This window comes from Sphingomonas sp. EU05-FHT14C10, from assembly GCF_058790595.1.
Map to the genome: position 1 here is coordinate 22,828 of NZ_JBYTEN010000017.1, position 18,762 is coordinate 41,589.

16 protein-coding genes are annotated in these 18,762 nt (G+C 68.1%); all 16 read right to left on the reverse strand.

What is annotated here, in order from left to right; all coding sequences use genetic code 11:
• Positions 1-5: 5 nt before the first annotated feature.
• The 16 genes from mdoH to AC3WT0_RS15205 all read right to left on the reverse strand — a co-directional run bounded on the left by mdoH (position 6) and on the right by AC3WT0_RS15205 (position 18,757).
• Positions 6-2,288, reverse strand: coding sequence for a glucans biosynthesis glucosyltransferase MdoH (gene mdoH / locus AC3WT0_RS15130; protein ID WP_492754266.1), 2,283 nt, complete (start codon positions 2,286-2,288; stop codon positions 6-8).
• Positions 2,289-2,292: 4 nt separating this feature from the next.
• A complete protein-coding gene (locus tag AC3WT0_RS15135; RefSeq protein WP_492754268.1) occupies positions 2,293-3,411 on the reverse strand; it encodes a polysaccharide biosynthesis/export family protein in 1,119 nt (372 codons plus the stop codon).
• Positions 3,408-4,607 carry a KpsE/RkpR family capsule polysaccharide export protein gene (locus AC3WT0_RS15140; RefSeq protein WP_492754269.1) on the reverse strand — a complete coding sequence of 400 codons (1,200 nt, stop codon included), beginning with the start codon at positions 4,605-4,607 and terminating at the stop codon, positions 3,408-3,410. The genes AC3WT0_RS15135 and AC3WT0_RS15140 overlap by 4 nt, the downstream gene beginning before the upstream one ends.
• 83 nt (positions 4,608-4,690) lie before the next feature.
• On the reverse strand, positions 4,691-7,045 hold the full coding sequence (locus AC3WT0_RS15145; RefSeq protein ID WP_492754270.1) for a TonB-dependent receptor: 2,355 nt from the start codon (positions 7,043-7,045) through the stop codon (positions 4,691-4,693).
• Complete coding sequence (locus AC3WT0_RS15150; RefSeq protein ID WP_492754272.1) at positions 7,042-7,983, reverse strand: FecR family protein; 942 nt, start codon at positions 7,981-7,983, stop codon at positions 7,042-7,044. Before AC3WT0_RS15150 ends, AC3WT0_RS15145 begins: the two co-directional genes overlap by 4 nt.
• A gap of 43 nt (positions 7,984-8,026) precedes the next feature.
• A complete protein-coding gene (locus AC3WT0_RS15155; protein ID WP_492754273.1) occupies positions 8,027-8,548 on the reverse strand; it encodes an RNA polymerase sigma factor in 522 nt (173 codons plus the stop codon).
• A gap of 108 nt (positions 8,549-8,656) precedes the next feature.
• On the reverse strand, positions 8,657-9,277 hold the full coding sequence (locus AC3WT0_RS15160; protein WP_492754274.1) for a trimeric intracellular cation channel family protein: 621 nt from the start codon (positions 9,275-9,277) through the stop codon (positions 8,657-8,659).
• Between the two features lie 136 nt (positions 9,278-9,413).
• Positions 9,414-10,532 carry an OmpA family protein gene (locus AC3WT0_RS15165; protein WP_492754275.1) on the reverse strand — a complete coding sequence of 373 codons (1,119 nt, stop codon included), beginning with the start codon at positions 10,530-10,532 and terminating at the stop codon, positions 9,414-9,416.
• Between the two features lie 143 nt (positions 10,533-10,675).
• Positions 10,676-11,176: a DUF2793 domain-containing protein gene (locus AC3WT0_RS15170; RefSeq protein WP_492754276.1), complete on the reverse strand. Its 501-nt coding sequence runs from the start codon at positions 11,174-11,176 to the stop codon at positions 10,676-10,678.
• A gap of 10 nt (positions 11,177-11,186) precedes the next feature.
• Positions 11,187-13,379 (reverse strand): phage tail protein, encoded by a 2,193-nt coding sequence (locus AC3WT0_RS15175; RefSeq protein ID WP_492754277.1) that lies wholly within the window; start codon positions 13,377-13,379, stop codon positions 11,187-11,189.
• Positions 13,379-13,669, reverse strand: coding sequence for a hypothetical protein (locus tag AC3WT0_RS15180; RefSeq protein WP_492754278.1), 291 nt, complete (start codon positions 13,667-13,669; stop codon positions 13,379-13,381). Before AC3WT0_RS15180 ends, AC3WT0_RS15175 begins: the two co-directional genes overlap by 1 nt.
• Positions 13,670-13,717: 48 nt before the next feature.
• Positions 13,718-15,250: a M20/M25/M40 family metallo-hydrolase gene (locus tag AC3WT0_RS15185; RefSeq protein ID WP_492754279.1), complete on the reverse strand. Its 1,533-nt coding sequence runs from the start codon at positions 15,248-15,250 to the stop codon at positions 13,718-13,720.
• A gap of 70 nt (positions 15,251-15,320) precedes the next feature.
• On the reverse strand, positions 15,321-15,743 hold the full coding sequence (locus AC3WT0_RS15190) for a hypothetical protein (protein WP_492754280.1): 423 nt from the start codon (positions 15,741-15,743) through the stop codon (positions 15,321-15,323).
• A gap of 73 nt (positions 15,744-15,816) precedes the next feature.
• Positions 15,817-17,067 carry a DNA-packaging protein gene (locus AC3WT0_RS15195; protein WP_492754324.1) on the reverse strand — a complete coding sequence of 417 codons (1,251 nt, stop codon included), beginning with the start codon at positions 17,065-17,067 and terminating at the stop codon, positions 15,817-15,819.
• 55 nt (positions 17,068-17,122) lie between these two features.
• Positions 17,123-17,713 (reverse strand): hypothetical protein, encoded by a 591-nt coding sequence (locus AC3WT0_RS15200; protein WP_492754281.1) that lies wholly within the window; start codon positions 17,711-17,713, stop codon positions 17,123-17,125.
• A 402-nt stretch (positions 17,714-18,115) separates the two neighbouring features.
• Positions 18,116-18,757, reverse strand: a complete 642-nt coding sequence (locus tag AC3WT0_RS15205; RefSeq protein ID WP_492754282.1) for a glutathione S-transferase family protein — start codon at positions 18,755-18,757, stop codon at positions 18,116-18,118.
• Positions 18,758-18,762: the final 5 nt, after the last annotated feature.

Sequence of the window (18,762 nt, forward strand, 5' to 3'; positions counted from 1 at the left end):
ACGCCTCAGCCCAAACGCGCCGCGCGCATCGCATAAAGCTCGTCGAAGCAGCGGCGCTCGCTGAACGCCAGCAGCATGTCGCGCTCCGACAGCTTCGCGCGCGCCCTGATCCGCGGCAGCAGACGATCGGCGATGCGTGGTCGCGCCCGTGTCTCGCGCCGGTGATGCACGTAGAAATGGGGATCGACGAGCGCCTGGTCGAGCACGCTCTCATCGGCTTCGAGGCGCGGCAACACGCGGGCCAGCCGATGTTCCCATAGCCCGACCGCACGCACCACCGCCGGCTCTTCGACTTCCTCGGGGATGCAGAACAGCCGGCGCGCCCTGAGCGCGGGGAAGCTCAGGCTCGAATAGCGCGCGATCCAGATGCTCGTGGTGAAGCCGATCAGGATCGGCGAGAACCACAGGATCAGGTCGCTCGGCCGCGCCCAGCCGCCCGACATCGCGCTGAACAGCATCTTCTGCGTGTGCGGGACATTCACCACCTGCCAGACCATCGTCGCGAGCGCGGCGAGCCCGATCGCGCTGACCCAGCCGAAATGGCGCGTGCACGCCGCCCAGGGCAGCGGCGCATCGCCGCGATCCTGCACGCCCCAGCTGATCCCCTTGCGCTTGATCCACAGCCAGATGAAGCGCGTGACGAAGATCATCATCAGCGGCGAGAAGAAGAGCGAGAAGATCGTCTCGATCAGCACCGACCAGACGAGTTTGGCCTTGCCGCCGTAAAGCCGCGCCTTGTCGTGCCTGAGGTGCAGCACGAGCGCGACGATGCGCGGCAGGAACAGGAAGACCAGCGACGAGATGAGCAGCATCAGCATCGGCATCTCGATCTGGCGCAGGCTGCCGATCGCGAGCAGGCCGTGATTGAGGAAATTGAGCATCCCATAGGCTGAGACGACGAGGAACATCGCCCAGAGCGGCGCGGCGACATAGCCCATCGATCCGCTGAGGAAGGTCTCGCGGTGGATCGCGCGCAGCCCGCCGATGAACAGCAGGCGCAGATGCTGCAGATTGCCCTGCATCCAGCGCCGCTCGCGCATCAGATAGCCGAGGATGTTGGCGGGCATCTCCTCATAGCTGCCCTCGACTTCGGTCAGGAACCAGACCTCATAGCCCGCGCGCGCCATCATCGCCGATTCGACGATATCGTGCGACAGCGGCTTGCCGCCCCAGGGCGCGGGACCGGTCAGCTCGGGCAGGATGCAATGCGCGATGAAGGGCTCCATGCGGATCATCGCATTGTGCCCGATATAGCTGGCATGCCCCATATACATGGCCTGCAGGCCGTATGAGAAAACCGAGCCATAAAGCCGCGCGGAGAATTGCTGCATCCGCCCGAACAGGCTTTCGCGCAGGATCGGCTTGGGATTGGTCTGGAGGATGCCGACGCGCGGATTGCCTTCCATCATGCGCAGCAGCGAGACGACGGCGTCGCCGTCCATCACGCTGTCGGCATCCATCACCAGCATATAATCATAGTCGCCGCCCCAGCGTCGGCAGAAATCGGCGATATTGCCCATCTTGGCATTCTGGTTGGTCGGGCGACGGCGATAGAAGAAGCGGCCTTGCGGAAAAGCCTCGCGCAGCCGGTGGACGGCCGCTTCCTCCGCGACCCAATAGTCGAGCTTGCGGCTGTCGGAGAGCAGGAAAGTGTCGAAGCAGCCGGCAAGGCGCGGATGGCTGCGCGCGATCGATTCCCAGGTCGCCGCAATGCCGGCGGCCACGCGCGCGACATCCTCATGATAGACGGGAAAGACGATCGCGACCTTCACGCCTGCACGCGGATCGCGCGCAGTCTGCGAGGGGTGCCAGCGATTTTCGGGCGCGTGCAGCATGTGCCATGTGCCGAGCACGAGCTTGAAGAAATTGGCCGACAGGAAATAGGTCATCACCCCATAGACGACGAGGTAGATGTAGAGCGTCGCCTGCGGCATCTGCTGCGCCTTCAGCATCAGGCTCGACATAAAGAGGATGCCGGCGGTCGCCGCGACCGCAAGCGCGAGCGTGACGCGCTGGCGATATTCGACGGCCCTGACCCAGCCCGGCTCGGCATTCGCCTTCCCCGTCGTGCGCCCGTCGATCAGGCGGCGGCGGAGATTGACCTTCCACGACAGCGGGATGAGCGGCGGCACGATCGATCGCCGGCGCGGCGGCGGCTGCACGCCCTCCGCCCCGTGCCGATCGAGCCAGCGGCGCAGATCGTCCCAGCCGCCGATGCCGCGCGCAGCCCTTGCCGCCGCCGCCTCGTTGAGGCCGGCGAGCTTCAGATAGTCACTGATCCGCGCCATGGGCTTATTTCAGCACCTGCGCCGGCAGCGTGACCTGGAAGAGGAGCCCCACGACCTTCTGGATCGAAACGATCGGCGCCTCGGCGATATAGACTAGATCGCCATCCTCGAGCGGAAATTGCTGCGCAGCAATCAGCCCCTGCGGCCTGTTCCACGCAAAGTCGTAGAGGATCGGCCTGTCGCCCGCGCGCCTGCGCATCACGAACACCGCATTGTCGTTGGCGGCATTGCCGTCGAGCCCGGACGCCTCCGCCAGCGCCTCGGCCAGCACCGGCTGCCTGCCGAAGGCGAAGCTGCCATCCTTGCGCGCGCCGCCGCCAAGCACCGTGACCTTCACCACCGGCGCCTTGCGCACGATCACCCGGTCGCCTGCCTGCAGCGGGATGCGCTCGCGCAGCGCGACCGAGATCGGCAGATCGACGGCGGCGGCGTCGCCGCGCAGCACGCTGACCTGCACGGTCGCGCGGTCGCCCGAAAGATCGCCCTGCCCCAGCATGGCGTTGCCATCGCCCAGCGACTGGGTCAGCGCTTGCGCCAGCGTCAGCCCGGCGGGCGTCCAGCCGACCGCCTTGGGCTGACCGACCGACCCGGTGACCATCACGTCATAATGCGGCGAGGCGGCGACAGCGACCATCGCGGTCGGGCGCTGGAGGATGCGCTGATCCGCGAAGCGGCGCGAGATCGCCTGCTGCGCCTCGATGGGGGTCATGCCGGCGATCGCGACGGGGCCGGCATAAGGCAGGCTGATCGCGCCGTCGGTCGAAACGGTGAAGTTGCCGAGCGCGATCGCGCCCGGATTGCCGCCCGATCCGCCGCTGCCGCCCGGCCAGGGCGAGAAGCTCCACAGCGTGACGTTCAGCACGTCGCCCGCACCGAAACGGAACTCGCGCACCTGCATCGGCTGGCGCAGCGCGACGAGCGCGCGGTCGACCCCGGCCTCGTTCGCACCGATCGCGTCGGTGCTGGCCTTCGCCGCGACCTCGGGCGTGACATGCACGATCTCGACCACGTCGCTCCGCGCCATCGAAGGCGCCGAAGGCCCGGTGCCGGGCAGCGCGGCGCAGCTTGCCGTGCCGAACAGCAGCGGAATGATCAGCCAGCGGAAATAGTCGAAGCGGTTCATCGCAGCAGCCCCCAGAGGATGAGCGTCGCGAGCAGGATGCCGCCGATCCACATCAGGCGGCGGGGATGCTCGGGCGTCTGCGGCTGCGACGGATTGGAGATGACGTTCAGATAATAGCGGTTCTTTTCGGCGCTCGCCTGCGCCTCCTGCACCGCCATATTGGCCTGGTTGAGCTGGGCGATGTGGTTGTCGCGCGAGACGATCAGATTCTCGTAGCGCGCCGAATTCTTCGCCAGCGCCGGAAATGCTTGCCGCGCGCTCGACATGTCGCGCCGGACCGCGCCGATTGCGCTGCCGAGATTGTCGGCCATCGGATTGTTGGGCGTCGCGCCGGCAACCGATTCGCGCTGCGCCTTCAGCTCGGTCTCGCGCATGGCGAGGCTGTTCATCAGCGACAGGTTGGAGAGATAGAGATCCTTGGGATCATAGGTGCCCGTCGCGCCGCGATAGCGGGCAAGCTCGGCCAGATCGGCGTCGAGCGCCTTTTCCACCGCATGTTTGCGATTGATCGCGCTCGCCACATAATCCTGCACCTGCCGGTCGTTCATCCGGTCCATATGATGCACAGCGTCGGCGAGCAGGCGCTGCGCCAGCGCGGTCGCGAAGCCCGGATCATAGGCGTCGACCTCAAGCGAGACGATGCCGCTCTTCTGTTCGATCTCGATCTTCACGCTGCGCTGGAAATAGCGCCACAGCGACACGTCGGTGCTGCGGAACAGGCTGGCCAGCCCGCCATAGCGGCTGACGAAATCGCCTTCGCGGAAACGGTCGGCCAGCTTCATCGGCGCGGCGAGGCCCTGAAAGGCTTCCCAGCTATCGAAATAGCTCTGGAGGATATAGCCGCCCTGTTCCGAGCTGTCCCCCGAGGCACCGGCGAGCAGCGAGCTGAGGCTCGGCCCGCTCTGCTTCGGATTGACCACCATCAGCGACGCGGTCGAGGTATAGACCGGCGATGCGATCAGCCCGAAATAAAGGATCGAAAGCAGGTTGGGGATCAGCACCACGGCCAGGAACAGCGGCCGCTTCAGCAGGCGCTGAAGCCGGTTCGGTTCCTTCGCATCGGCGGGCGCGGACTGGTCCGCCGCAGCGGTGGCAGCAGGTGCCGGCTCTTCGTGCCAGCGCAATCTGCCGATGTCGGGGGCATCCGCAGGCACGCTCGCATCGCGCAGCCGGCGCACGTCAACTCCGAGAGTCATTCGTCATTCTCCTTGGTCTCCGCAAAGACGGAGCCAGGGCGAACCAACCTTGACGTAACGTGCCGCCCGCCGATTCCCGCGACCTAGAAGCTGCTGTCCAGCCCGATGCGCAGCGTGCGCGGCCGAAGCGGCGTGATCTGGTCGTTGAGCGCGCCGGTGAAGGGCGTGCCCAGCGCGAAGCGATTGCCGATCTCGTCGGTCAGGTTGGTGATGCTGATCGTCACCCCCAGCCGGTCGCGCCCCACGCGCGCCGACAGCGACGAATCGAGATAATTGCCCTGCGGCTCGCCAAGCTCCGGCCCGATGCCCAGCCGCGACCGCCCGATATAGCGCGCCATCGCCGAGACGTGCAGGTCGAGATCGCCGCTCAGCGGCGTCCGATAGTCGACGCCCCCGCGCACGGCATAGCGCGCGACATTGGGGATCCGGCTCATCCGCGCGAGCGCCAGCCGGAACAGGTTGGCGTCGGGCCGCGTTACCTTGCTGTCGTTGAACGCCGCGCCGCCGTCGATACGCAGGCCGGGGACGATCATCCAGCCGGCATTGACCGCGACCGACCAGATGCGCCCGTCGCCGATATTGGCCGTGCTCGGCAGCCCCGCCGCGTCGATGAAGTCGGCCTGGATATCGTCCCAGCGCGTGTGCGACAGGCTGGCTGCGAAATCGAAGCGATCGTGCCCCGGCGCTCCGATCCGGAAGCCCGTTTCCGCCGCGCGAACGCGGTCGCTGCGAAAACGGCGGACGAAATCATCCTCGATCGCCAGCCCGCCGGGGCGGAAGCCTTCCTGATAGCGCGCATAGACCGTCAGTCGCGACAGCGGCGTCGCGGTCAGCGCGACCGAAGGCAGCAGCGCATTTTCACTGCGCGCCGCCGCCGTCTTCGCCATCGCGGCGTCAATCACGCGGAACACATCGCGCCCTTCGCCCGAAAGCCGCGAATGGGTATAGCGCCCGCCGGCCGTCGCCGTCAGCCAGGACGCGAACTGGACGCTCAATTCGCCATAGACGGTCGCCTCGCGGACGCGGTTGACGACGCCCGTCACCGGCGCCAGCCCATCGAGCGGGCCGAGCGAGCGAGCGATTCGGGTGCGATTGTCGATATAGGTCGCGCCGATCACGCCGCCCCAGCCGTCGATCATCGGCCGCGACAGGCGATTCTCGGTCGAGAAGAGCCGCGTCACGTTATTCTGGGTGAAGAGACGCGGCGTATCGCCTGGCTGGGTGGCGTCGTAGCGCTCGTCGAGGCTCTGCCCGACGATCCCCGTCGAGGACAGGAAGCGCAGATCGCCCCAGTCCTTCGCGATCACCAGCTCGCCCAGCTTGTAGAGGCTGTCGAAACCCTGCGCGATCGGACTCGACCGGGTGAGCGCCGGCGCATCGCGATCGGCATATTGGCTGTCGGCGCCGTGCGTCGACTGGATCACGCCGCCGACATCGATCGTCCAGTCGTCGCCCGGCGCAAAGCGCAGCGTCGCGCGCCCGCCCGTCACGCGCGTGCGGTTGATGTTCTTCTCGCCGAGCAGCGGATTGTCGATATAGCCGCCATCGCTGACGACATAGCCGGTCACGCGCGCAGCCACACCTTCGGCGACGGGCAGGTTGAGCGTCCCGCCCAGATCGGCGCCCGGATCGCCATGCTGGGTGAAGGAGAAACCCATTGATGCCGATCCCTCGACCTGGCCGAGCTTGGGCGTGTTGGGCGCCAGCCGGATGATCCCGCCCAGCGATCCGGCACCATATAGCGTCGCCTGCGGCCCTTCGAGCACCTCGACCGAGGCCATGTCGTAAAGCCTGAGGTCGGGATCGGGGGCATTGTAGGTCAGGCGCAGGTCGCCCAGATACTGGCCCACCGTCGCTTGCGTCGGGCCGGTGAAGCTCGAATCGGCGATACCGCGGATGAACAGCTTGTTGCGCCCCGCGCCGAGATGCGTCGACGAGACGCTGGCCAGCCTGATCAGGATCGATTCGGTGCCGCGTTCGCCACCGAAACGCAGATCCTCCCCGTCGAACAGGCTCGCCATGCCGGGAAAGTCGTGGAGCCGCGTGTCGCGCTTGCTCGCGACCACCACGATATCCTCGCCCGATTCCGCGACCGCCGGCAGTGGCACCGGCGCAACCTTGCGTCGCGCGGGCGCAGCCTTGTCAGGCACGATGCGCAAGGTCTGCGCATCGACTACCACGACCTTCGCGCCGCTGCCGCCGAGCAGCCGGCCCAGCGCATCGCGCGCACTCATCCGCCCGCGCACGGCGGGCACGCGGCGGTTCCACAAGGCCGGGTCGATCGTCGCGACGCTGACGCCGGTCTGCGCGCTGAGCGCAGCCACGGCTTCGCTCAGCCGCCCTGCGGGCAGGTCGAGGCGGGATTGCGGGGCGGCCTGCACGGCCGTCGCCGCCAGACCCAACGCCCCGATCGTCAAGGCGCGGCTTATTGCTTTCACGGCGCTCCCGCGTGCAGCATCCAGCCCCTCGCGTCGCGCTGCGCCGATACGCCGAGCAGGGCGGCCAGCCGCTTCACCACCGCATCATGATCGGGATCGAGAACGATCACCGCGCGCACCGGCATCGCGGCGATGGCGGGCGATACCGAAACCGTCTGGCCCAGATTGCGCGAAAGATCGTCCGCTACGTCGGAGAGCACGGCGCCGTCATAGATCAGCCGCCCTGCGCGCCAGCTCGCGACGCGATCGGGCGCAATGTCGGCGACGCTGACATTGGCGTCCGCATCGGCCGCGCGCAGCATCCGACCCGCCGGCAGGCTGACGCCCTCGGCGCCCGGATTGTAGACGACTTCGCCTTCGGAAACCGCGACCGTGGTCACGCCCCGGTCGCGCGTGACGTTGAACGCCGTTCCCACGTCGCGCAGCAGCGCGTTGCCGACCTTCACCTCGAACGGATGATCGGCGTCATGCACCACCGCGAACATCGCCTCGCCGCGTTCCAGCGTCGCGCGACGCGGGTCCTTGCGATCGAGCAGGATGCGGCTGCCGCCGTTGAGATCGATCGTCGTACCCCCCGCCAGCGCGATCTGTCGGTGCACGCCCGGCCGGGTCTCGACCGCATAGAGCGAAGGACGCTGCGCCATGAAGACGAAGCCGAGCACGACGAGCAGCAAAGCCGCCACCGCACCACCCACCCAGGGCCGCCGCCACAACGGCGCGCGCGCCACGGCGGCAGGCGCCAGGGAAGCCGGCTTCGCCGTCGCCAGCAGCGCCGCCGCATCCTCCTCCGCCACGGCCATGGCATGATAGAGGTCCGCGCGCCCGGGATCGCCGGCAAGCCAGTCGCCGAACGCCTCCCAGTCGTCGAACGCGGGGTCGCGTTGCCTTATGATCCAGTCGAGCGCTTCTGCGCGCATCGCATCGCCTGTCTGCGTCATCTATCCCCCATGATCGCGATGACGGAATGGATCGCCCGCAACCTCATTCCAATTCGCCCCGTGCTTCGATGACGGCGCGATAGGCCTTGCGCAGGTCGCTTTCGACGGTGCTCAGGCTCACGCCCATTTCGGCGGCGATGTCGCGCTGGGCCACGCCGTCGATCCGGTGGCGGCGGAAGATCGCGGCGGCCCGTTCGCCGATCGCATCGAGCGCGGCCTGCACGCGGCGCAGTTGTTCGCGCGCCAGCAATGTCCGCTCGGCCGAAGGCTCGTCGGAACGCCCCGGGGTGACCGGGCCGGTGGTCTCGGACCAGGCCCGCTCACGCTTCGCTTCCTGCCGGACCGAGCGGTAGCGATCGAGCATCAGATTATTGGCCGCGCGGAACAGATAGGCCAGCGGCTGCGCGATCGGCCCGCCTGGCGACGCGCTCAGCTTCAACCACAATTCCTGCAACAAATCCTCCGCCGCATCGCCGGCGCCATGCGCTGCGAGGAAACGGATCAGCTTGTCCCGATTGGCGAGGAATACGGCCTCGATACCGTTCGATTCAGGCGAATCGTGCATGGGGCTGGGGGATATGGCCTGTGAGTCTCGGCCGATCCCATAACCCGATCGCGCCCGTCACGCCAACCCGCTTCGCCCGAAAGCCGGCGGGCGGCCGGGAATCGTGCCTCAGCTGCGATAGCCCGGCAGCGCCAGCCCGCGCACGATTGCCAGCGCGCGCAACCCGAAGCCGGCGCCCGCCGCCGCGAATGCCGCGACGAACGGGGAGACCCCTGCGATCGTCAGCCCGACGAACAGGAAGGCCGACAGGGCGGCGGCAGTCACATAAAGCTCGGGGCGCAGGATGATCGAAGGCTGCCCGGCCAGCACGTCACGCAATATGCCGCCGACGCAGGCGGTCACGACGCCCATCATCGCCGCCGGAATCGGCGCGATGCCGAACGCGATGGATTTGGCGGCGCCGAACACCGCATAGGAAGCCAGTCCGATCGCATCGAACCAGTCGAGCGCGCGATCCTGCCACCAATGGCGGGGCGTCACCCAGACGAGCAGGGGCACGGCGAGGCAGATCAGCGGATAGCGGCTGTCGTGGATCCAGAAGACCGGAGCGCCGATGAGGAGATCGCGCAGCGTGCCGCCCCCCGTCCCGGTGATCAGCGCGAAGAACGCGAAGGTGACCAGCGTCTGCTGCTGGCGCGCCGCCTGCAGCGCGCCTGAGGCCGCGAACACCGCGATGCCCAGCAGGTCGAACCAGGACAGCAGAAGATCGATGCGATGCAGCGAGATCATCGGGAGGAACCGGCAAATATCCGTCGAAGGCTGACAGCGCGGGCGCAGTCAGCCGGACGGGCCTGAAAAGGGCAGGCATGAAAAAGGGGAGCCGACGCGAACGCCGACTCCCCGATTTCTGGCATCAAGCCCAGGCTTAGTTGCCCGAACCCGGACCGTAGGTGATTTCCACGCGACGGTTCTGCAGTTCGCGAACGCCGTCGGCGGTCTCAACGCGGAGGTTGGTCTCACCATAGCCCTTGGCGGTGATCACGCCGCCCGGGACGCCCTTCGACTGCAGATAGCTGCTGACGGTCGCGGCGCGACGCTCGGACAGGCCCATGTTGTACTTGGGCGTACCCGACGTGTCGGTGTAACCGGCAACCATCACCTGCGCCTGACCGCAGCTGCCATAGGCCGTGACCGCGTTGTCGAGGATCGACGAAGCCTCAGCGGTGAGGTCCGACTTATCCCATTCGAAGAACACGATGTACGGTCCCGGCGTGCAGACCACTTCCGGCGGCGGAGGCGGCGGAGGCGGAGGCGGCGGGGGAGGCGGCGGAGGCGGAGGCGGCGGCGGGGGAGGCGGCGGAGCCGCCGGTGCGCCGAAATTGTAGGTGATGCTCGCCAGCAGGCTGTGCGAACGGTAGCGCGTCTTCACGTCGCGGCCGAGCCCGTCGATCAGCTTGATGTTGTCGATGTTGAAGAAGCGATACTTCGCGCCGATGTCGATATGGCTGGTCAGCGGCGCGCGGACGCCCGCCAGAGCCTGCCAGGCGAAGCGCGTGTCCGAATCGTCCAGAAGGCTGGCATTGCCCACGAGGCGCCAGTTGAACTTCGCACGGCCGACACCGGCACCACCGCCGACGAAACCGCTGATGCCGTCGTCCGAGCCGAAATCGACAAGGCCGTTCAGCATGAAGCTCAGCGCCGAGCTGCTGCCGCCAGCGTTGGGATAGGTCCCGGCGGGCGCCGGCACGGCGGTGCCAACATACGACGTGGTCTGCGACGTGAAGTTGGTCACGGTCGCGCGACGATAGCCGACCTCGGCTTCCGCACGGAACGGACCGAAGTCATAGCCGATGATGCCGTCGACATCATAGCCGGCGCGATGCTTCGCGGTCGCGTTATCCTTGATCCCGGCGATGTCGAGCTTGATGTCCTCGACAATCATGGCGCCGCCTTCGACGCCAACATACCACGACTTGTCTCGCGCCAGAGCGGGCGAGGCAATCGCCGTGGTGGCGAGCGCCACTGCAACGGCTAGCTTCCGCATATGAATCCCCTTTCTCGTGTGTCACCAAGGACAGCCGTAACTCCGTAACTCCAGCTTCGTTGCGGCGCAAGCATCCAATTCCTCAAACTGTTGCCTAAATGCCGCAGTTTGGGGCGCTTAAACACTAAAGGACAGGCATTTTATTACGCGATCAGGCCGTGCGCGCGGAGCCTGTCGACAATGGCCGCAATTGCCGCACGGGCCTCGCCGTCGATTGTTGCACCGCCGTCGGGAAGCACCACTGCGACCTTGCGCGCGCCCAGCACCGCGTCGCCGCCGATTCGGATTTCGGCGGCATGTTCGACGCCGGCGGACCATGTGCCGCCGACCCGCTGCGCCCACAGATTGCGATCGGCGAGCCACACGCGCATGCCGTCGGGCGCCGCCAGGAAACGCCAGCCGCCGGCGACCCTGCACGCCAGTTTGCCAGCCTCCCCGCTCCACTCGGCCGAGGCCGCCTCGCCCACGATCCAGCATGCCCCGATGGCGGGATCGGCTGGCGGCGCCCCCAGATCCATCGACAGCGCTGCCGGCGCCAACCCCATGTCGATCAGGGCAAGCGCTTCATTATGCGTGATATCCTTCTGGGCCTGTCCGCTTGCCAGATAGGGCAGGCCCAGCCGCGCGCTCGACGATTCGGTCATCGCTTCATCCTCATCCGATGGTCAGGTTCAGCGTGGCGGTGGGCGACAGGGCGTGATCGCCGATCTGCGCCACCCTGATCAGCATGTCGGGTCCGCCGACGGCGAGGTCGGCGGCGACCGCGTCGGGCGGATAGATCCAGGGCGGCGGCCCGGTCTCGACGCTGCGCCCGCCGCCGCCGGCGCCTTGCAACGTCAGGCGATAGGCTTCGCGCGCCTCGCCGATCGGCGCGTCGCCGCCGTCGCTCCATGTCCAGCCCGCGCGGCTCCGCCGGGTCCAGCCGATCATGAAGCCGCCATCCGCCATCGGCGTCGCGCGCAGCCGGACGGGCGCAAGCGGACGCAGTCCGCCCGCCATGGCGGGGATGGCGTCCTCGGCGGGCGTCGCCAGGTCGCCCAGCCCGCTTGCCATGAGCCTGACCGCGCCGCCCATCGCCGCGAGCGGGGGCGACAGCCGCGCCAGCGTCGATGGCTCGATCAGCACGAAGCGCTCGCCCGCCCGATGCGTGGCGATCGCGGACTCGGTCGCCCGCCGCCCGCGCAGCAGCCGCGACAGCCGCCAGCGCGCGCCACCCAGCGGCTCGGCCTGTCCGAACTGGATCAGCTCGTCGCCGAGCAGCGCCAGATTGGCCCCGCCGAGCAACGCCGGATCGTCGGCGTCCCCGATCGTCATCGCCGCATTGAGCAACATGATCTCCACCGCGCCGCCCAGATCAAACAATTCGGGCGCGGCCTCGCCCAGCACCGAAAGAGCCGTCCCCATCGTCGCGGGCGCCGCCGTCCCGCCGATCGGCTCCCAGCGCGCGCCGCCGTCGGTCGACATCAGTAGACTTGCCCGCCGCCAGCCCGGTGACATGCCCGCCGCCGCGACGAAAAGCCGGGGCGCATCCGGCGCGCCATCCTCGATCGGCGGCAGGTCGAGCAGGCGGACGGTCGTCGGCCCGTGGATCAGATCTGGGGCGCCGCTTCCCCGCCCCGGTGCTGCGGGCAGCAAAGGCGTCATCGCCCCCGCCCGCACGCGCACCAGCTTCAGCGCAAGCGCCATTCGCTCGAGCGTCCATCCCGCGACGCGCCAGCGCCCTGCCTCGCCCGCCAGCGTCACCACGTCGCCGGGGCGCAGCGCCGTGCGCCGCCAGCCGGTCGACAGACTCCATTGCTCGCGCTCGACCGCGTGGCGCGCCAGCCGCGCCTCGGCGATCGCCTTGGCCTCGCCTGCCTCCAGCGCCGCCGCCAGCTCGATCCGCGCCGATCGCCGTCCCGCCCCCGGCATCCGCGCGCGCTGCAGCCCCGCCTGATAGTCGCGCGCCGGATCATAATAGCTGAGCTCGACTTCGCCCGGCACGGCCAGCGCCGAACCGCGCTGATGCGCCTCCTCGGTGGTGCGATCGGCCGTCGCGCGCCGCTCGGTCGCACCGATCTCGGCCACCGCGCCGTCGTCCCCGATCCTCAGCGCCGCGCCGTCGTCGACCAGCGACAGCGGCAGCGCATCGGCGACCGTCTCGATCAGCCCGCGCACGCTGTCGCCCGAAGCCGCGAACCCGCCGAGCGAGGCGACATGCGCGCCCGCCACCGCCCCGCCCGAAATCTCGCCGAGCATGGCGCCGACATTGACCGCCGCGTCATCGGCCACCACCTCGAAGGTCAGCGACGGAATACGGTTGCCAAAGGCGCCGAGCTGAAATCCCTCGAACACGGCATAAGCGCAGCCGCGCGCGGCGGGCGCCTGGCCGATGCCCTCGGCCGACGCGATCAGCGGATCGACTTCCTGATCCTCGTCGCCCGAATAGAGGCGATATCCCGTCTCGGTCTTGAAGTCGCCCGCCGCGCCGCGCAGCAGATTGCCGTCGGCCCAGATGCGCCGCACCTCTCGAATCCGCCGCCCCGAAATCAACACCGCGAACGACGCCGAATAGCTGTAGCTCGTCGTCGAAGGCCGCCCCTTGCCCCCGCCGCTCTTGTGCCGGTCCTCGATCAGGTCGGTCGACCAGAAGACCGTCCCCGCCACGCGCATCGTCCCGAACAGCCTGGGGATCGCCGAGCCGTAGGATGATGTCTGGACCGATCGGTCGCCCAGCCGCGCGCCCTCGCGCCCCTTGGGTTTGAAGATGATCGCCTGGTCGACATATTGGCCGATCGCCGCCCCGATCGCGCCGCCGATCGGCCCGCCGATCATCGTGCCCACCGCCGTCAGCACCAGCGTCGCCATCAATCCTCTCCCGCTCGCCAAAGCCCGATCAGCGGCCAGCGCGGCCGCCCCGGCGTCTCGACCACGCGCCGCAGCCCGGCATCGGCATGGACGAAGCCCTGCCCCGTCCACACCGCCAGATGCGCCTGCACCGCGCGCTGCGCCACCGGATTGCGCAGATAGGCCGCGCGCACCCGCGTCTCGTAGCTCGCCGGCCAGTCCTCGATCTCGCCCGTAACGACACCCGCAAACCCACGCGCAAAAGCAGGCCGCGCAGCACCCTGCGCGGCCTTCCGGCCGAACCATCTCATCCGCTTGTCCTTTTGCTTTGGCGGCGCCCGCCCGCGCGCCCTTTCCTGCTACCAGCTCATGTCGGCCAGCAGCCCGGCATAGACCTCGATACCGTCCCACAAATTGCCCAGCCGCAGATTCTCGTTCCGCGCATGCTGGTTGTCGTCATAATTGGCGATGCTCACGCCCACCATCGGCACCTTGAGCTGGTCGACCACCTCGGCAATGCCCGAACTGGCGCCGACGATCGGCAGGCGGATCACCGGATAGCCCACCGTCCGCCCGATCGAGGCGGCGACGGCGCTCGCCGCCGCCCCTTCCATCGGCGTCTCGGTCGCGATCGAGCTGCCTTCGTCCCAGTCGATCTTCACGATCTTCGGATGCGCCACCCGCGCCGCCGCATCGGGCGTCTCGTGCACCACCGTCCAGCCGATCGTTCCCAGATAATCCTCGATCAGCGTGCGAACGCGCGCCGGCGTCTCGCCCGGCGCCAGGCGGATGTCGACCGATGCATTGGCCTCGGTCGCGATCGCGTTCGCCGCATTGGGCCCGTCGTCGCCGGCATGGATCGCGCGGACGTTGAGCGTCGGCGACAGATAGCCGTCGGCCAGCCGCTTCGGCCCGACATTGCGCCCAAGCGCCAGCGCCTTCCTCAGATCGTCCTCGACCGGCGGCATCGCGGCCAGCGCCGCCTTGTCCGCCGCCGACACCGGCTTCACATCGTCATAGAATCCCGTCACCTTGATGTACCCGTCATCGTCGCGCAGGCTCATCACCAGATCGGCGATCATCACCGCCGGGCTCGGCGCCCAGCTGCCATAATGGCCGTCGTGGAGCGGCTTGTTGGGGCCATAGACGGTCATGCGGAAACCGGTGATCCCGCGATTGCCGAAATTGATCATCTGCTTGCCCGACTGGTGCATCGGCCCGTCGCCCATGATGAGCAGATCGGATTTGAGCAGCGCGCTGTTCTGCCGCACGATCTCGGCGAAGTGCGGCGATCCCTGCTCCTCCTCGCCTTCATAGAGCAGCTTGATGTTGATCGTCGGCCTGATCCCCCTGGCCTTCAGCGCGTCGAGCGCGCTCAGCATCGTCTGGATCGATCCCTTGTCGTCGCCCGCCGATCGCGCATAGATGCGCCAGTCGGGGTTGAGCGGCCCGCTCGCCGCCTTCCAGTCGACCGCCTTCGCCGCATCGCCCGATCCCTCGCGCACCGTCGGCTCGAAGGGCGGGTTGAGCCAGCCCTTCTGCGCGATCGGCTGCCCGTCATAATGGGCGTAGAACAGCACGGTGCGCTTCGCCCCCGGCACCTTCATCTCGGCATAGAGCGAAGGCGGCGTCCCCGGCGCCGCGCGCAGCAGCTGCGTCGTGAAGCCGCGCTTCTGCAGCTCGGCCGACAGGAAATCGGCGTTCTTCTCGACATCGCCCAGCGTCGTCGCGACATTGGGCAGCGACAGCAGGGTCGAGAATTGCGTGACGATCGCCTTCTCGTTCGCCTCGCGCCACCCGCGCACCGCCTTCGCGGGAGAAGCCGCGTCGGCCAAGCCTCCCGCAACCAGCGCCAGCCCCGCCACGCCCACCGAAAAATGCCGCAATTTCATCGCCGATCCCCTGCTTGATCATCCAAAAGGATAGGCGAGCGCGGCGCCGGAACGAAAGCCCAAAAATCCGCTATTTTCGCACCGGCGGCTGTCCGTACCGATCCTCCAGCTGCTTCAGCGTCGCATCGAACGCGTCCATCGCCGCCTGATGCTCTTCGCGCTCCGCATCCTCATTGATCGCATAGGAATATGTACCATCGAGCATCTGGTGACGCTTCAATCTGCACGTGTTGACGACGGTGAAATCCCGATCGGGGCCGAAACGCGCATGATAGGAACGCTTCAGCGCCTCGATACGATTCCCATAGCGGCGGTCGAAATCAGCCGCGTAACGCTCGGCACGCGCGCGATCGCAAAGGCCCCTCCCTGTTGCGCCCTCGCTGGCCAGATAGATTGCCTCGTCCAGATTGCCCAACCGGTCAGCCGCAGGGCGTAAGGGGCCCACGCCCGGCTCCCCCGCCGCAAGCGCAACGATCAGCAGAATCGGCATCATGCGAGCATCTCCGCCCTAAACCGCTCACGACGGATATCGATCGTGCGGCAAGCCTCAATAGGCGCGCAACCCCTCACAACATCCTTACCCCCACATGCCCCGCCTGCGGACCGAGCATCAGTTCGCTCATCGCCCACACCAGCGCGTCGGCGCGGTCGGGGGATCGCCCCGGCCCGGCATAGCCGCCGCCCGCGATCAGCCCGCACAATTGATCCTCCAGCTCGGGGAAAGCGCCGACATGGAAGGCGCGCCCCGCATCGTAGAGCGCAGAGACCGGCTCGGCCCGCGCCGCCTTGCCACGTGAGGCGTGGACGAGCCTGACGGGCAGGTTCGCCGCCGCCGCGCGCAGCACGCTTTCCACCATCGCCCCGCCATTATTGGCCTCGGCGATCACCCGGTCGGCGCCCGCCCGCGCCGCGCACGCCGCCACGGCGCGCGCCCAGCCCTCGGGCGCCTGCCCTTCCACGCTCGCATCCTCGATCACATAGGCAAAGCCGTCGTCGCCCAGCGCCACCGCCACGATCCCGCAGGCGTCGCCGTCGGTCCCCGCCGGCGGATCGACGCCCACCACCACGCGCCGCACCGCGCCCATCCGGCGCACGCGCCGCGCCTCGATCGTCGCGCGGCTCCACAGCGCGCCTTCGGCTTCCTCGATCAGCTCGCCGTCCAGTTCCTGCCGGCCTAGCCGCGTGCCGCCATAAAGCCCGTCCATCGTGGCGATGAACGAGGGCGCCAGGTTGGCGCGATTGTCGCGTGTCCGCCCGCCGGTCACGATCACGCCCGGCTCGGCGATCAGCCGGCGGATGATCGCCACCGGGCGCGGCGTCGACGTCGCCACCACGCGCGGCCAGCGCCCGCTGCGCAGCCCCAGCATCAGATTGTCCCAGGCCTCGATCGCGTGGGGCCATTTGGCGATCTCGTCGGTCCAGGCGGCGCTGTGCTGCGGCCCGCGCAGCGCATCGGGCTCGGCTGCCGAATAGACGAAGGCCTGCGCGCCATTGGGCCAGTGCAATTGCCCGATCGAGGGCTTCCAGTCGGGTCGCTCGTCCGCAGGCGCGATCGCCAGCAGCCCGCTGTCGCCCTCGATCATCACGCGCCGCGCCTCGCCTGCCGTCGCCGCGACCAATGCGATGCGCGCGCGCGGCCCCTGCCGCGCCTGATCGCGCACCCATTCGGCCCCCGCGCGCGTCTTGCCGAAGCCGCGCCCCGCCATCATCAGCCAGACCGTCCACTGCCCCTGCGGCGCGATCTGGCCGCCGCGCGCCCACAGGCTCCAGTCATGCTCGATCGCGCGCAGTTCGGCGCCGGCCATGCCCCGGATCATCGCGGGCAGGAAATCCGCATGGGGATGATACAGATGCCGTTCGACCCATGAGTCTTCAGCCGGCGGGACGTTGCGCGCCATCGCCGCTCTCCTCCGCCGCGCCTGTCTGGCGCTGCTGCTCGACCGGCATCTGCTGCCCCGTCAGATTCTCCCGCATCGTCTCGATCCGCAGGATCAGGCGCGCGCGGATCGCCTCGTCCGCCTCGTCGCGCGCTGCGCCCGCGCCCCGCCGCGCGCGCAATTCCATCACCGTCGTCCGGTGCTGCGCCATCAGCTGCAGCGCCATGCTTTCGGAAAAGACGCGCTCGCGCCCCACGCGCTTGCCCTGATGCCACACCGGCTTGCTCACGCCCTTGGTCGCGCGGCGGATCAGCGCCAGCTCCAGTTCCTCATAGGCGGCGATCATCGCCTCCTCCCACGCCTCGGCGAAACCCGCGTCGCGCTTCTTGAGCATCCGCGCCGACGCCGGCGACATCGCCACCGCACGCGCCGACGCAGTGACGTTCAGCGTCCTCGCCAGCGTCGCCAGAAAGGTCTCGCGCTTCTCCCCGGTCCATTCGTTCGCGCGCGGCGCCCGTGCCTGCGCATCGCGCGGCGGACGCACAGCCGCCGTCCGCGCCGCACCCCCGCTGCTCCGCTTCGTCATCCCAATCTCCCGATACCAGCACCCCGGCCATCCCGCCGCCCGTCATCCCCGCGCAGGCGGGGATCCATGAACATCTCGGTCGCAAGGTTGAGCGCGCGAACATCAGGACAATCAGCTCACGCGGAGACGCGGAGAAAAGGCGGCAGGACCAACCGAACCGCGCCTCAAACTCCGCGTCTCCGCGTCTCCGCGCGAACCCCATTCCCACGCCCCCGTCATTGCGAGCGCAGCGAAGCAATCCAGAACGAAGCCCGAGAGCCCCTGGATTGCTTCGCTATGCTCGCAACGACGAAAAGCAGGCGCCGATCCCCAAAAGACCGCCCGGCCCGACTCACAATTCTTCAGCGTGCTGACCTTGTGCCAGATCAGCGTCACGATGTCAAGATATTTTTACCGATTTGGTTAGTTCGACAGATGCAGCATCTTCCGGTTGGCGGCGACGATCGGCGCCACGCTGGGCCGCGCATTCATGCTGGCGAAGAAATGCGCCAGCTTCGGCCGCGCCGGATCGTCGATCGCGACGCCGCAATAGCTGACATTCTGCAAGGGGCAGATCACCGCAATGTCGGCGATGGTCAGCCGGCCGTCGATCAGATGGCCCGATTCAGGCATCACCGATTCGATATAGTCGAGCACCGGGGGCAGCGTTTCGGTGCGCGCCTTGTCCGCCGCCGCCATGTCGGGCTCGCGCCCCATCATCCGCGCGACGAACATGTTGAAGAAGACGGGCAGCGTGGCGCCGGTCAGGATCGTGTCGGCGAATTCCTCGTACCAGATGGTCTGCGCCCGCGCGCGCGGTTCGGCGGGCAGCAGCGGTGTCTCGGGATGCAGCGCTTCCCAATAGGTCAGGATCGCCGTCGAATCGCAGATCTGGAAATCGCCGTCGCTCAGCGCCGGGATCTTGCGGAAGGGGCTGGCCGCGCAGAAGCCGGGATCGTCCGCGCCGGGGGGCAATTGCTTATGCTCGAAGGCGATTCCCTTTTCCGCGCCCGCGATCATCGTCTTGCGGACGAACGGCGACAGCGACGAACCATAGAGAATCATCGGCC

Bases quoted from the DNA above. Each gene is read 5' to 3' on its own strand.
- mdoH (WP_492754266.1), bottom strand. From the start codon at position 2,288: ATGGCGCGGATCAGTGACTATCTGAAGCTCGCCGGCCTCAACGAGGCG.
- AC3WT0_RS15135 (WP_492754268.1), bottom strand. From the start codon at position 3,411: ATGAACCGCTTCGACTATTTCCGCTGGCTGATCATTCCGCTGCTGTTC.
- AC3WT0_RS15140 (WP_492754269.1), bottom strand. From the start codon at position 4,607: ATGACTCTCGGAGTTGACGTGCGCCGGCTGCGCGATGCGAGCGTGCCT.
- AC3WT0_RS15150 (WP_492754272.1), bottom strand. From the start codon at position 7,983: ATGACGCAGACAGGCGATGCGATGCGCGCAGAAGCGCTCGACTGGATC.
- AC3WT0_RS15155 (WP_492754273.1), bottom strand. From the start codon at position 8,548: ATGCACGATTCGCCTGAATCGAACGGTATCGAGGCCGTATTCCTCGCC.
- AC3WT0_RS15160 (WP_492754274.1), bottom strand. From the start codon at position 9,277: ATGATCTCGCTGCATCGCATCGATCTTCTGCTGTCCTGGTTCGACCTG.
- AC3WT0_RS15165 (WP_492754275.1), bottom strand. From the start codon at position 10,532: ATGCGGAAGCTAGCCGTTGCAGTGGCGCTCGCCACCACGGCGATTGCC.
- AC3WT0_RS15170 (WP_492754276.1), bottom strand. From the start codon at position 11,176: ATGACCGAATCGTCGAGCGCGCGGCTGGGCCTGCCCTATCTGGCAAGC.
- AC3WT0_RS15175 (WP_492754277.1), bottom strand. From the start codon at position 13,379: ATGGCGACGCTGGTGCTGACGGCGGTGGGCACGATGATCGGCGGGCCG.
- AC3WT0_RS15180 (WP_492754278.1), bottom strand. From the start codon at position 13,669: ATGAGATGGTTCGGCCGGAAGGCCGCGCAGGGTGCTGCGCGGCCTGCT.
- AC3WT0_RS15185 (WP_492754279.1), bottom strand. From the start codon at position 15,250: ATGAAATTGCGGCATTTTTCGGTGGGCGTGGCGGGGCTGGCGCTGGTT.
- AC3WT0_RS15190 (WP_492754280.1), bottom strand. From the start codon at position 15,743: ATGATGCCGATTCTGCTGATCGTTGCGCTTGCGGCGGGGGAGCCGGGC.
- AC3WT0_RS15195 (WP_492754324.1), bottom strand. From the start codon at position 17,067: ATGATCCGGGGCATGGCCGGCGCCGAACTGCGCGCGATCGAGCATGAC.
- AC3WT0_RS15200 (WP_492754281.1), bottom strand. From the start codon at position 17,713: ATGACGAAGCGGAGCAGCGGGGGTGCGGCGCGGACGGCGGCTGTGCGT.
- AC3WT0_RS15205 (WP_492754282.1), bottom strand. From the start codon at position 18,757: ATGATTCTCTATGGTTCGTCGCTGTCGCCGTTCGTCCGCAAGACGATG.